This is a genomic window from Marinobacter alkalisoli (genome assembly GCF_045449855.1).
Lineage (GTDB): Bacteria > Pseudomonadota > Gammaproteobacteria > Pseudomonadales > Oleiphilaceae > Marinobacter.
The window spans coordinates 20,232-33,803 of record NZ_JBJJLC010000028.1 but is presented as its reverse complement, the minus strand read 5'-3'; the positions used below and the strand labels follow the sequence as shown (position 1 = coordinate 33,803).

The window sequence follows — 13,572 nt, the reverse complement described above, 5'->3', positions numbered from 1 at the left end:
AGTAAACGAATGCACATCACCCGCTACACAGACTATTCGATGCGTGTGCTGATATATCTGGCAGTGCAGGGTGACCGCCTGGCGACCATCCAGGAAATTGCCGACAGCTACGATATCTCCAAGAACCACTTGATGAAAGTGGTTCATCAGCTCAACAAGAAGGGATACATCGAAACGGTCCGGGGTAAGAAAGGGGGCATGCGCCTGCACATGGCGCCGGAAGACATCAATATTGGTGTACTGGTGAGGGAAACGGAGCAGGATATGAGTATTGTCGAATGTTTTTCCTCGGGCGCTGCCTGCCGGATCACGCCGGTATGCGGGCTGAAGTCGATGTTTGGGGAGGCTCTGAAGGCGTTTCTGGAAACCCTCGACAAATACACGCTGGCCGATGTGGTTCAGAACCAGCACCGGCCGCAATTACTCAGATTGTTACAGATTGCATGAATCAGGCTGATTGAGGCAGAGCCGTCCACTTTTCCCGCAGACGGTCAGGCAGTGAGTAGCTGAGGATCCGCTTGAGCACGGTGCCATACTGTCCGGCGAAGCTACCGGTATTGTAGTGGATGCCATGCTTCTTGCAGACCGCCTGGACCTTCTCTGAGATTTCCGGATAGCGGTGTGCCGGCAGATCCGGGAACACGTGGTGCTCCATCTGATAGCTCAAGTGGCCACTCAGCAGGTGAACAAACCGGTTACCCGAGAAGTTGGATGACCCGGTCAGCTGGCGCAGGTACCAGTGCCCCTTGCTTTCACCTTCACACTCTTCCTCGGTAAAGGTCTCTGCATCCTGAGTGAAGTGACCGCAGAAAATCACTGTGGATGACCACAGGTTACGCATCAGGTTGGCGCTGATATTGCCGGCCAGCACGATCGGTGCAACCGGGAAGGTGATCAGCGGGAAGAACACGTAATCCTTGAACGCCTGACGGCCACCCTTGCGGAAGAACCCTTTCAGGAACGGCAGTTTCTCTTTCAGGCTGACTTCGCCGCGGCGAATACGCTCGAATTCCAACTCATGCAGCCCCACGCCCCACTGGAAAAATACGCTCAGCAGAATGTAGTTGATGAACTGCAGGCTGTGGGCCGGGCGCCATTTCTCGTCATCGCTCAGACGGAGCAGGGCATAGCCATAGTCCCGGTCCTTACCGATGATGTTGGTGTAGGTGTGGTGCTCGTAGTTGTGGGTCAGGCGCCAGGAGTCGCCGGTGCACACGGTGTCCCACTCGTAGGTCTGTGAGTGCAGGGACGGATCGTTCATCCAGTCGTACTGGCCGTGCATGACGTTGTGACCGATTTCCATGTTCTCAATGATCTTGGAAATGCCCAGCGCCGCGGTCGCCGCCACAAAAACCGGGGGAATAAAGCCGAAGGGCATCATCACCCGGCCGCCGACTTCCAGCGCCCGGTGCAGGCGTACGACGCGACGGATGTAGTTGGCGTCACGCTCACCCAGGTCGGCGAGTACCTCGTCACGGATGGCGTTCAGGTCTTGTTCAAGCTCGTTCAGTTGTGCTTCGTTCATCTGTTTCATGATGGTACTCCTGTCTTTTTCAGTTAAAGCTCAACGGTAACTGGGCCCTGAGGAACGGATATGCACAATTGAATGTTCTCCTCTCCGGGCCCGGAGCTTTTTCCGGTTAAACGATTAACGACGGTGCCGCTGGTTTTCTTGCAGCTGCACTGGTGACAAATCCCCATGCGGCAGCCGTAACGGGGTGACAGCTTTGCGGCCTCGGCAATGTCCAGCAGCGGAGCGTCGCCTTCTGACGACACGCTGATATCACTGTTGCTGAAACGGACCTCGCCACCGAGGCTATCGGAATCCAGGGCGGCCTGGGGCGCGGCGAAGAACGTGCTGTGCATTCTGTCTTCGCCAATGCCGCGTTGAGTCAGCAGGTCAGTGGCCAGATCCATCAGGCCCTTCGGACCGCACAGGTAGCAGCGGCGAGCGTCAATGCCAGATACTTCATCAAGATCGGCTTCTTTCAGAAAGCGCGGCGTCTCACTCTCATTGGTTGCAATGATGTTGAGGGTGAGCGCGGTCCAGTTCTGGCGAAGCTCGTACAGTTTCTGCGCGGCAATGATGTCTGCCTGGGTGCGTACAAAATACAGCAGGGTCACCGGAGCCTGGTACCCGGAAGCCGCCAGGGTTTCCAGTTGACTCAGTACCGGCGTGATGCCACTACCACCAGCGATATAGAGCAGCGGTTCGCCGGCTTCGGGAGTCAGGAAGTCGCCAAATGCTTCACCCAGACCAAGGGTGGCGCCCGGCTTCAGGTTGTCGTGCATCCAGTTGGTGACCAGGCCGCCCGGCAGGCGTTTGATGGTCAGCGTAACGGTTCCGTTGTCGTGCCACTGCGCAGGCGCACTGGACAGACTGAAGGTTCGGTTCCGGCGTACGCCATCAATATCAATACAGATGTTCACATGCTGACCGGCCTCGAAACCCGCCCAACGTTTCGCCGGTTTCAGAACGAAAGTTTTGGTGTCAGCGGTTTCGTCTTCAATGCGTTCAACCCGCGCTGGTGTGTACTGTTGTACCCACATCGGGTTGATGCGCTCCAGCAGAGGGTCAAAAAAAGCAGCCGGATCTTCCCGGTTAAAAAGCTGCTTGCCCAGCCACTGTAAGGCGGAAGTTTTTTCGATTCTGGATAACATAATGGCTCTCTCTATCTGCACCGTTGTGTACAGTTGTTCACTTATGTGTACGACTGTACACAGGGAGTTGTTGGTGGGCAATTGGTATTTTTGCTGTTGGCGCAAAATGACAAGCTTCAGGTACTTTATCTTTCCGAAATGTGTACACTTGTGTACCTGATATAACTGAAACCTGCAGTACGGTGAGGGCATGGCAGAAAAGCAGCGGCGCAAGCCGGGAGAGACCCGGGAAAAACTGATGAGTGCGGCATTAACCCTCGTTGGCAAGGGCCGGCATTTTGCCAGTCTGGGCATACGCGAAGTGACCCGTCAGGCAGGTGTGGTACCCACGTCCTTCTATCGGCACTTCCGCAACATGGACGATCTGGGGTTGCAGCTTGTTGACGAGCTGGGGCTTGTGCTGCGACGTATGATGCGGGAAGCGCGCAACAACGTATTGCAGGCAGACAAGTTGATGGAAGAGTCGGTCGGCATTTTTATCAACCACGTGCAAGCAAACCGGAGCTTCTTCTTCTTTATGGCCCAGGGCCTGGCGGGGGAGAGTCGCGCTGTGCAGGAAGGGATTCGCAGTGAGATGCGTTTTTTTGCCAGCGAACTGGCTAACGACCTGAGGCGTTTACGGCTGGCGGAACACCTGAGTGATGCCGACCTGGATATGACCTGTGACCTGGTGGTGCGAACGGTGGCTTTCTGTCTCACCGACCTGTTGGGCGTGTCGCCGGATGACGATTACCAGGTTGACCAGATCCGGAAGCGGACCACCCGCTTCCTTCAACTGATCTTTGTCGGTGCCGCTCACTGGCAGAGTGGCAAGGCCTGACGGGATTCAGGCCTTTTGACGGGGCGCTTGCTTTTTCGTTTCGGGCTTTGGCGGCAGAATCAGGCTTTCCAGTTCGTCCAGCGCTTCACCGGTATACACCGCGAGCTTCTGCATGCTTGGCAACGTATCCCGGCATCCCGTGAAGCCGAAGTTCAATGCTCCTGCATAACTCAGACAGGTAATGTTGAGTGCACCGCCATGGGCAATCAGGGACACCGGGTACATGGCTTCCAGTTTTGCCCCTTCGTAATAAAGGGTGCGCTGAGGCCCCGGAACGTTGGAGATGGTGACGTTGAACACCGGGCGCATCCTTCCCCCCATGCCGGACATCAATTGCAGGATGTAGGGCGACATCAACAACATGGTGTACTGGGTCAAGGCGCTTTTGGGCAGCTTTTGCAGATGCTCCTTGGCGCGACGGGTAGACGACTTGATGTCCTTCAGCCGGGCCAGGGGATCGGCAGTATCCGTTGCCAGCGAGGCGATCATGAAGCTGATCTGGGTGCCGGTGCCCTGGTCATCCGCGGGGCGGATATTGACCGGAATTCCGGCCGTAAGGGGCGTGTCCGGCAGGTTATCCTGTTCCAGCAGAAACCGGCGCAGGGCGGTACCACAGAGATACAGCACAATGTCATTGAGTGATCCGCCAGACACCCGGGCCAGCTCCTTGAGCCGGTCCAGTTGGTGATGCTGGGTGGCAAATCGGCGCTGGCCGGTGACCCGGTGGTTGAGGGTGGATAGCGGGCCGGTAAAAGGCGCCGTCAGCCCATCCTCCGGATGCCGGGCTGAATGAATCAGCCGGTTCATGGCCTGCCACAGCCGGGGCGCCATATCCGCCTGCAGTTTCAGGGCATCCATGGCCTGGGATACCGCTGCGGGAATGGTGGCTTCCTTGTCGGTCTTGCTGCCCCGGCGGCGCTCCGGTTTGACGGACCACGGCGGCAGCATCTCGGTTTTGTGCGGGTCGGTAGTAAGCACCCTTTGCATCAGGCGGACGCCGCTGATGCCATCAATCATGGAGTGATGCATCTTGGTGTAGAGGGCAAAACGGTTGTTCTCCAGGCCCTCAATGACGTGGCATTCCCAGAGCGGACGGGAAAAGTCCAGCGGGTTGGAATGCAGGCGCGATACCAGGATGCCGAGCTCACGCTCTCCGCCGGGCTTTGGCAGGGCAGAGTGGCGTACGTGATAGTCCAGGTCGATGTCCTTGTCGACTTTCCAGGCGGGGGCAACCAGTCGCCCCAACAATCCTGAAAAGGCCAGCTTCGAGCACCAGGGCGGCGCCACATCACCGGTTTCCTTCATCCGGTTGATCATATCCCGGAGGAAGGTCTCCGGGGCTCCTTCGGGTAAAGAAAAAATCTGCAGCGTACCCACGTGCATCGGAGTGTCTTCAGATTCTACTGCCAGCCAGGAGGCATCCAGGGTTCCCAGGCGTTTCATTCGTGTCTCGTCCTTATGTCCTTGTTGTGCTTCGGCTGCTTGTCGTCAGCCCGCACGGATTATTAGTTATTTTGCGAAAGTATACGCAACATTACGGATCAATCACACGAATTACCGGGGTAATGGTTCCCTACCGTCAGTGGCTGTGACGGGCAGCGTTCGTTACATGTTGTTGCGAAATGTCTGTCACCGGGAGTGACCGGCTTGTGCTACCTTCCGTAGCCGACTAACTTCATAAAAACAACAATCTGGAGGCAGCGTGGAATCCAGTCCAATGATTTCAGCGGGGTTACCGATCGCCCTGTTTATTATCATGATCGGTATCGGAATGACCCTGACGGTTCGCGATTTCCGTCAGGTTGCGGTGTATCCAAAGGGCATGATCGTCGGAACCGTGGCTCAGATTCTGGTGATGCCACTGGTGGCTTTTGCTCTGGCCAGTCTGCTGGCTGTTCCACCCGCGATTGCCGTGGGCCTGGTGATTATTGCTGCCTGCCCGGGTGGAACCACGTCCAATCTGTTTGTCCTGCTGGCCCGTGGAAACATCGCGCTGTCCATCGTCCTGACCGTGAGTGCCAGCCTGATCACCATCCTCACCCTGCCGCTGTTCACCAATCTGGCACTGGACTTCTACATGGGCACCCAGGAAACCGTGGTGCTGCCGGTATGGAAGACTGTGGGGATGCTTATTGGCATTGTGTTGTTCCCGGTCGCCATTGGCATGGTGGTCCGGACCCGAAACCCGTTGATGGCAAAGAAGGCTGAGGGGGTGGTCAGCATCTTCGGGGGTATCGTGCTGGCGGTGTTGATTGTCGGCCTGATTTACGGCGTTCGTGACCAGATCTGGGATCTTCTGAAACAAGCGGGCCCGGCTACCATCCTGCTGAATATTGCCGGCATTGCCCTGGGCTTACTGGTCGGGCGGGGCGCAGGACTGACACAAAGGGAGTCCCTGGCGGTAGCCGTCGAGCTTGGTGTCAAAAATGGCACCATCGCGCTGATGGTGACCCTGACGTTGCTTGAATCCAGTGCCATGTCCATTCCGGCAGCGGTATACGGGGTGTTGATGTTCCCGATAGGCTTTGTGCTGGCCATGTATGGTCGAAGTATCATTCCGCAATCCTCCATCAAGGCGCCTGCCTCCTGAGGATGTTATTGGCGCTTCCCTTCCCCCATCGGGGCATGGCCATTTTCCGGCTCAAACTCGTGTGCATGCGTGCAAGTAACAGATTTACAACAAGAAGTGCCTTAACCAGATCGCTCATAAGGGTATCATGGTACCCCGTTTTTCTGGGAATAACGGTTTCAATGTCGACTAACAATCAGATCAAAATAAGGTGTGAGATGAAAAAAAGAATGGCCGGACTTGTTGCCGCTGCAGCCTTGCTGCCAACCGCTGTTGCCGCCGAGAGCCTTAGCTACAATTACGTGGAAGGCGGCCTGGCGCTCTACCCAAGCTACGAGTCACAAACGTTTCTAGGTGTTGACGGGCGCGGCTCTATTGCTATCAACGAGAACATATTTGCCTTTGGTGGGCTCAAGTACCTGACAGATGATGTGGACCTGACCGCGCTGCACGTTGGCGGTGGTTACCGTCATGGCCTGGACGCCAAGACGGACGTTTGGGGTGGCCTGACGGTCGAATACCAGGATATCGACGGTGGCAGACAATGCTTCGATACCGGTTTTAGCGTTGAATGCGTGTCCGCTTCGGTTGATGACACTGCCCTTGGCCTGCGTGGCGGCCTGAGACACCAATTGGATGACAAGCTGGAAATCGGCGGCAGCGCCCGCTTCATCACCGGCGACCTCGACTATGTTGGCCTGACCGGTACCGCGCGTTTTGCCGTTCGCGAAAACCTCAAGCTGCTGGGTGAGGTTGACCTGTACGATGGCGAACTGGGACTGATCGGAGGTGTTACCCTGGAGTTCTGATTTCCGGGCTATCCTGAGCCCCGGCATGCCTATGCCGGGGCTCTGTACGCCCATCTCTTCCCTCTCAGCATCATTCCGCAATCCCCCTCCCCGAGAGTGTTATTGACACTTTTGCCATGGCACCCTTGCCGCCAGAGACAGAGGGGCCGTTGCCTTTCACTGGTACTCTGAGCTTTTGCTCTGGAGCTCAGGACAATAACAATGACGTTCTACCTTATCCATAATTCCGCGATAGTCATGCGGGCGATGGCCGCCTGCCTGTTGCTTATGCTCTCCACCGCTGCCTGGTCTGATGACGACCAATTGCGATCCACGATTTATGACCAGTCTCTTCCGCTTGAGGAACGCGTGGCAGCGTTTCAGGAACTGACCGGGCTGGAGCCGGATCCGGATCGTGTTTACCGGGTGTGTATCTGGGACATTTTCGGCCGTTCCGGACCCGTCTTCGGGGCAGCACAGGAGCAGCGCAAGAAGATTCTTGAATTCGGCGTTAATGTCGAAATGGTGCCGTACACCAGTGAGTCGGTGATGGTGGAGGAGCTGAAATCCGGGACCTGTGATGCTGCCTTGATGAGTGGGCTGAGGGCACGGCTGTTCAACCGTTACACCGGCACCCTGGATTCCATTGGCGGATTTCCGGAAAGGGAGCAGATGCGCCTGGGGTTGAAGCTGATGGCGGATTCCCGCAGTGCCGAACGCATGGTCAGCAATGGCTACGTGGTGATGGGCATTGCACCGGCTGGCGCCGCGCATGTGTTCGTTGATGATCGAAAAATCAACACCCTGGCCAAGGCCGCGGGTAAACGGGTGGCGGTGCTGGACTACGATCCGGTCCAGGCGGAAATGATCTCCGGCATTGGCGCAACCCCGGTGGTGGCGGATATCGTCAACGCCCCGAACATGTTCAATACCGGTGTCGTGGATGTGCTGGCGGCGCCACTGGCCGCCTATGAAGTCATGGAGCTCTACAAGGGCCTGGAGCCTGATGGCGGTATCGTCGATCTGCCCCTGACCCATATCACTGCGCAGTTGATTGGCCGGTCGGAGGTGGTGCCCAACGAGCTGGCGCAGTTCGTCCGGGAAGCGTTCTATCAGGGGTTTGACGAAATCATCAGCCGGGTGCGCATGGAAGAAGAGAAAGTGCCGGATAAGTGGTGGATTGAGATTCCCGCCGAAGACCGCCGGGAATACGATCGAATGATGCAGCAGGCGCGGGTGGAGTTACGTGATAAGGGCTACTACAGCGCGGATATGCTGACCCTGCAACGCAAGATCCGGTGCCGGGCGAATGGCGCCCGGGAGGAATGCACCGATCCGGTGGAGTAACGGATGACCACCGACGTCCGACACCTGCCGGCCAGTCGTGGCCGTACCCTGTCCATCACACTGACCAGCCTGCCGATGCTGGTTATCCTGGTGCTCACCCTGCTGGCCTCGGTGGGGGAGACGCTGCATTCCCGTCTGCTGGAGATTGGCGGGGAAACCTGGCCGGATTACTTCAACCTGCGGATGATTGAGCAGATCTCCGCGCCGGATTGCCAGGTGGTGGCGGATCCTGAAGCCGCCGTGGCACTGGCGGTGGCGGCGAAGAAGGCAGAGATGGCCGCGGATCCGTTTGCTGATGTCTTTGGCGGCAATCTGGACAGGGAAGAAATCCGTTCATCGGTCCTGTCGACTTCGGCGGCGTGCAAGAAGCGGCGTGCCGAGTGGAATCGTCTGCAATCCCTGAATGGCCCTGGTGTGCAGGCCTTTGCATTGATGGAGACCGGCCTGTCCCGGGTGGTTGTCCTGATCACCGGCAACCGTCGTGTTCTGCTGGGCTTCATGTTGCTGTTCTGCGCCGCCGCGGCGACCCTCGGGCGGCAGCACATTGCGTTGCGTCCGGTCGAATCCCGGCGGGATGACCGGGTGGCGACCCTTGCCCAGTTGATTGCGAACAGCCTGCTGACGGCCTCGGCCTGGCTCTATCGTCAGCAGGAACTGGCCCAGGCGGACGCAGGCATACCCCTGGCCCATCTCTTCATGCACGACATCTGGGTGGCAGGGTTCGGCGCGCTGACCCTGATCTCCCTCTGGCAACTTCGGCAGCCAAGACCGGATCTGGCCCCTGGCGGCAGCTGGCCCCGTTCGCTGCTGAGTGTGCCGCTCTACAGTTACATGTGCATCAGCGCCACCATGCAGTTTGCCTTTCACGGCTTCTACCATGGCATCGCCGTTTACCTGAACATGATGGCGGAACTGTCGGCGCTGTTCCTCAACCTGGGCCTTTATGTCTGGGTCGGCATGCTATTGGCGAGAACCCATTTGCCCCGCAAGGTCTTCGATGTTATCCGTCCCTGGCAGTTGCCACCGAAATGGCTGGGCGTGGTGGTGTTGTTGCTGACGGCACTGCCCACCGCCTACAGCGGCGCTTCCGGTATCTTTATTCTCGCCGCCGGCCTGACCCTCTACCGGGAACTGCGGCGGGCCGGCACCTCCGAGCAACTGGCGCTGGCAACGACCGCCATCTCCGGCTCCATGGGGACCATGCTCCGGCCCTGCCTGCTGGTGGTGATCGTTGCCACTCTCAACAACAGTGTCACCACCGATGAACTGTTCAGCGCCGGTGCCCGCGTACTGTTGCTGACTGCCACGGTCTATGCGGTATACGTATTCCTGTTGGGAGGTGCATCCGCAGGCCGCATCGCGCCGTTACGGGAAGCGGTGCCGGGCACCCTCCGTGCGCTGGTTCCTTTACTGCCGTACATCGCGATTTTTGCGGGAGTGGTGTTTCTGTGGAACGTCCTGCTGGACCGTGGGCTGGATGAGTTCTCGGCGCCCGCTATCCTGCCGCTGATCCTGTTACTGGTCCTAGGCTACGAGCGACTGATACTGAAGGCCCGTGATCCGGATGCTGATGACTCTGATCTCAAGGGGGATCTTCCGCCCCCCAGTGGATTCTCACAATCGGTCATGCGGGCCACGCGGGATTCCAGTGCGCTGATTGGCGCCCTGTTGATGCTGATGGCACTGTCGGTGAGTGTTGGTGGGCTGATCGAGCGGTCGGGCCTGCTGGAACTGTTTCCGGAACAACTGGGCTCGGTCTGGCTGACCCTGACTCTGCTGATGGGCCTGTTGGTGTTTATCGGCATGATTATGGATCCCTACGGGGCGGTGCTGCTGGTCAATGCCACCCTGGCGCCGATCGCTCTGAAGAACGGTATTGATCCCCTGCATTTCTGGGTAATGACGGTGCTGGCCTTCGAAATGGGCTACCTGACGCCGCCGGTCGCCCTCAACCACTTGCTGACCCGTCAGGTGGTCGGCCTGCCAACGGCGTGGGAAAGCCTTCACGGCACCTTCTGGCAAAGGAACTTCCGCTTCATTCTGCCGATACTGGTGATGGGGACCGCGTTGCTCGTCGTGACCTATATGCCGGCCTGGTGGGACACCGGCTTCCGACTGTTGCTGGGTATTCAGCCGTCACCGTAATGGTTATGCTCTGGCTTCAGGCATGGACACAAAGCCGGAGTCACAGGCATGAATTTTCTCAATGGCATTACGCTGTTACTGGTGTATCAACTGGTGGGGGAGGTCACGGTCCGCTTGCTTGGCGTGCCGATTCCGGGCCCGGTTCTGGGGATGGTGATGCTGTTCGTGACCCTGCTGATCCGGGGGCAGGTGTCGGCGTCGGTCGACCAGGCTTCCTCGGCGCTGCTGAGCCATCTGTCGCTGCTGTTCGTACCTGCCGGTGTGGGCATGATGGTGCATTTTGACCGTATTGCCGAAGAGTGGGTTCCGATTACCCTGGCGTTGTTACTCAGCACCATTATCACCATGGTGGCCACCGCTCTGATCATGCAGGTCACGAGTCGCTGGCTGGTCGGGCCCCGGCAGGGACAGGAGCAGGGCGATGACTGATCCCGGTCTCAGGGACATCTGGGTTTATCTTTCGGCATCGCCACTGCTAGGGCTGACCATGACGCTGGTGGCCTATGGTCTTGCTTATCGGCTGTATCTGCGGACACAGTCAAACCCGCTGGCCAATCCAGTCGTCACTTCGGTCGCCATGCTGATCGGACTGCTGGTGGTGACGGGAACGTCCTATAACGACTACTTTGAGGGAGGGCAGTTCGTGCACTTCCTGCTTGGACCTGCCACCGTCGCCCTTGCCGTGCCGCTGTACCAGCAATTTTCCAGGTTGCGGCAGTTATGGTTACCGGTCACCATTTCGCTGGTGTGCGGGGTGTTGATTGCCGCTGGCAGTTCCATTGGCCTGGCCAGGCTTCTCGGCGGGACCACCGAGATACAGATGTCCCTTGCTCCGAAATCGGCGACGGCTCCGGTGGCCATGGGCATCTCCGAAAAGATCGGGGGCTTGCCTTCCCTGACCGCGGTGCTAGTGGTGATCACCGGCATCACCGGTGCGGTTCTCGGAACCAAACTGTTTGAGTGGATTCGGGTGAAGGACGACACTGCCAGGGGAATCGCCATGGGCGTTGCCGCCCACGGTATCGGAACGGCGCGAGCTTTTCAGGTCAGCCCGCAGATGGGGGCGTTTTCGGGCCTGGCGATGGCGCTGTCAGCGTTTGCCACTGCACTGTTCGTGCCCTGGCTGGTGGATTTCATGCAATTTCTTACAGGTGATTGAAGTGAACAGAAAGGGGCCGGGTAGTCAGGTATCGCTGGCGGTTGTATTGGTCTCCATGACCCATGGCGCACCGATACTGGCACAGCAGACAACCGGTACGGATGACGAACTGGTACTGGAGGTGACCTCCCCGCGCCTGGTTCGTGATCTGTATGAAACGCCCGCGGCGGTGTCGGTGGTCAATGCGCCGGCTATTCGGCAGGGCCAGCAACGGTTGCAGCTGGACGAATCCCTGGACACGGTACCCGGCCTGTTTTTCCAGAACCGTTATAACTTCGCCCAGAACCTGAGGCTGTCTACCCGTGGGTTTGGCGCCAGGGCTCCTTTTGGTATTCGCGGTATCCGCCTTCAGGTGGATGGCATTCCCTATACCCTGCCGGATGGCCAGTCCCAGATCGACGCCGTGGACCTGGACTCCGCCCAGCGCATCGAAGTGATCCGCGGCCCGTCATCGGTGCAGTATGGCAATGCCGCCGGTGGCGTACTCGATATCACCACCGCACGCGGGGATGAGCTGCCAGCCGGCGGACGGCTTCGACTTGATGGCGGCAGCCATGATTACCGCAAGGCGGCGGTTCAGGGTAATGGCACATCCGGGTCTACCAGTGCCATCGCCACTATGTCCTGGCTCAACGTCAACGGCCACCGGGAGCAGAGCGAGGCCGAAAAGGGCCTGTTTAACGGCCGTGTCTCCCATGAATTGGCGCCGGGCCGGCGGCTGAACGCGACCCTGAATGCCTTGCACAACCCGCAGTCGGAAGACCCCGGAGGGCTAACCCGCAGCCAGGCCGAAGAGGATCCACAACAGGCCACCTTCCTGGCCAAACGGCTGGATGCCGGCCAAAGTGTGAATCAGCAGACCCTGGGGCTTCAGTATGAAGAAGCGGCCGCCCTGAAGGGCCAGCTTACCCTCAATACCTTTTTCAGCCGACGGGATTTCGCCCAGCAGTTACCGTTCCCGGGTGCCAGCCGGGTTGCTTACGATCGCCGGTTCTATGGCATCAGCTCCGATTATCAGCAGGAATCCGAGCTGGCGGGCCTGCCGTTGACCTGGGTCGCGGGGGTGGATGTACATCGCCAGTCGGATCAGCGCCGTCGCTATCAGGTGTCATTTGATGGCGAGGTGACGGGCCAGACCCAGGATGAAACCCAGAACGCCACCAATGCGGCAGTGTTTGCCCAGGGCGACCTGGCGCTGACGGACCAGTTGAACCTCTCTCTGGGTGCGCGCCTTGACCGCCTGAGACTGTCCATCAGTGACCATCGCCGGGAAGACGGTGACGATTCCGGCAGCCGGACGTTCCGGGAGCTCAGTGGTGTCGCGGGGCTCAGCTACCGCCTGGCGCCCCAGCATCAGATCTACGGCACCATCGGCACGGCGTTTGAATCCCCGACCTTTACCGAGTTCGCCAATCCCGATGGCAGTGGCGGGTTTAATCCGGACATCGACCCCCAGGAGGCATTGAACCGGGAAGTGGGGGTGCGTGGGGTCATCGGTGAAGGTCTCAGTTACGATATCGCGGTGTTTTCCATTCGGGTGGATGACGAGATCCTGCCCTTTGAACAGGGTGGTCGGACTTTTTATGAGAATGCCGGCCGCACCGATCGGGATGGCATCGAACTGGGCGTGGCCTGGGAGTTGTCCTACGCCTGGCGCGTCACCAGTGCGCTGACACTGGCGGATTACAAGCTGCGTGAATTCACCGATGAGCAAGGTAACGATGCCAGTGGAAACCGGCTGCCGGGCCTGCCCCGTGAACAATGGGTCAGCGAGCTGGAGTGGCGGGGGCAGGGCAACCGGTTTGCCGCGCTGGAATGGCAATACACGGGTGATCTGTATGCAGAAAACAGCAACCAGACCAGGGTCAGTGATTATTGGTTGTTGGGGTTGCGGGCAGGCGACAGCCTGAGAGTGTCGGATCAGATCCTCAGCCTGTACGCGGGAGTACGCAACCTGCTGGATGAAGACTATTTTGCCAATGTACGCATCAACGCCAACGCAGATCGACCCGTTGAAGAGCGTGGCTACTTCGAGCCGGGGCCGGGGCGAACATTCTACGCCGGCCTGGAATGGGCATTCTGA

Annotated in this window: 12 protein-coding genes; 9 read left to right on the top strand and 3 right to left on the bottom strand. The window is 58.7% G+C overall.

Translation table 11 applies throughout. The features are described from left to right. Nucleotides 1-9: 9 nt before the first annotated feature. Entirely contained in the window at nucleotides 10-447 is a 438-nt protein-coding gene (locus ACJO5Y_RS11850; protein ID WP_406987418.1) for an RrF2 family transcriptional regulator, read from the top strand. A gap of 1 nt (nucleotide 448) precedes the next feature. Here ACJO5Y_RS11850 and ACJO5Y_RS11845 read toward each other — a convergent pair whose 3' ends face one another. Then, complete coding sequence (locus ACJO5Y_RS11845) at nucleotides 449-1,534, bottom strand: fatty acid desaturase family protein (protein WP_406987417.1); 1,086 nt, start codon at nucleotides 1,532-1,534, stop codon at nucleotides 449-451. A gap of 23 nt (nucleotides 1,535-1,557) precedes the next feature. After that, nucleotides 1,558-2,661: a ferredoxin reductase gene (locus tag ACJO5Y_RS11840; protein ID WP_406987416.1), complete on the bottom strand. Its 1,104-nt coding sequence runs from the start codon at nucleotides 2,659-2,661 to the stop codon at nucleotides 1,558-1,560. A 190-nt stretch (nucleotides 2,662-2,851) separates the two neighbouring features. On the opposite strand from ACJO5Y_RS11840, the gene ACJO5Y_RS11835 reads away from it, so the two are divergent. Next, nucleotides 2,852-3,481, top strand: a complete 630-nt coding sequence (locus ACJO5Y_RS11835; protein WP_406987415.1) for a TetR family transcriptional regulator — start codon at nucleotides 2,852-2,854, stop codon at nucleotides 3,479-3,481. Nucleotides 3,482-3,487: 6 nt separating this feature from the next. Here ACJO5Y_RS11835 and ACJO5Y_RS11830 read toward each other — a convergent pair whose 3' ends face one another. Beyond that, entirely contained in the window at nucleotides 3,488-4,924 is a 1,437-nt protein-coding gene (locus tag ACJO5Y_RS11830; RefSeq protein WP_406987414.1) for a WS/DGAT/MGAT family O-acyltransferase, read from the bottom strand. A 259-nt stretch (nucleotides 4,925-5,183) separates the two neighbouring features. On the opposite strand from ACJO5Y_RS11830, the gene ACJO5Y_RS11825 reads away from it, so the two are divergent. From ACJO5Y_RS11825 to ACJO5Y_RS11795, 7 genes are all read left to right on the top strand, one after another. Beyond that, the gene (locus ACJO5Y_RS11825; protein WP_406987413.1) at nucleotides 5,184-6,071 is read left to right on the top strand and encodes a bile acid:sodium symporter family protein; all 888 of its coding nucleotides are present in this window, start codon (nucleotides 5,184-5,186) and stop codon (nucleotides 6,069-6,071) included. Between the two features lie 209 nt (nucleotides 6,072-6,280). Then, nucleotides 6,281-6,859, top strand: coding sequence for a hypothetical protein (locus ACJO5Y_RS11820; protein WP_406987412.1), 579 nt, complete (start codon nucleotides 6,281-6,283; stop codon nucleotides 6,857-6,859). 201 nt (nucleotides 6,860-7,060) lie between these two features. Beyond that, nucleotides 7,061-8,185, top strand: coding sequence for a putative solute-binding protein (locus ACJO5Y_RS11815; RefSeq protein WP_406987411.1), 1,125 nt, complete (start codon nucleotides 7,061-7,063; stop codon nucleotides 8,183-8,185). Between the two features lie 3 nt (nucleotides 8,186-8,188). After that, entirely contained in the window at nucleotides 8,189-10,330 is a 2,142-nt protein-coding gene (locus ACJO5Y_RS11810; RefSeq protein ID WP_406987410.1) for a TRAP transporter large permease subunit, read from the top strand. Between the two features lie 48 nt (nucleotides 10,331-10,378). After that, nucleotides 10,379-10,759: a CidA/LrgA family protein gene (locus ACJO5Y_RS11805; RefSeq protein WP_406987408.1), complete on the top strand. Its 381-nt coding sequence runs from the start codon at nucleotides 10,379-10,381 to the stop codon at nucleotides 10,757-10,759. Beyond that, nucleotides 10,752-11,489 (top strand): LrgB family protein, encoded by a 738-nt coding sequence (locus ACJO5Y_RS11800; RefSeq protein WP_406987406.1) that lies wholly within the window; start codon nucleotides 10,752-10,754, stop codon nucleotides 11,487-11,489. The genes ACJO5Y_RS11805 and ACJO5Y_RS11800 overlap by 8 nt, the downstream gene beginning before the upstream one ends. A gap of 1 nt (nucleotide 11,490) precedes the next feature. After that, nucleotides 11,491-13,572 carry a TonB-dependent receptor family protein gene (locus ACJO5Y_RS11795; RefSeq protein WP_406987405.1) on the top strand — a complete coding sequence of 694 codons (2,082 nt, stop codon included), beginning with the start codon at nucleotides 11,491-11,493 and terminating at the stop codon, nucleotides 13,570-13,572.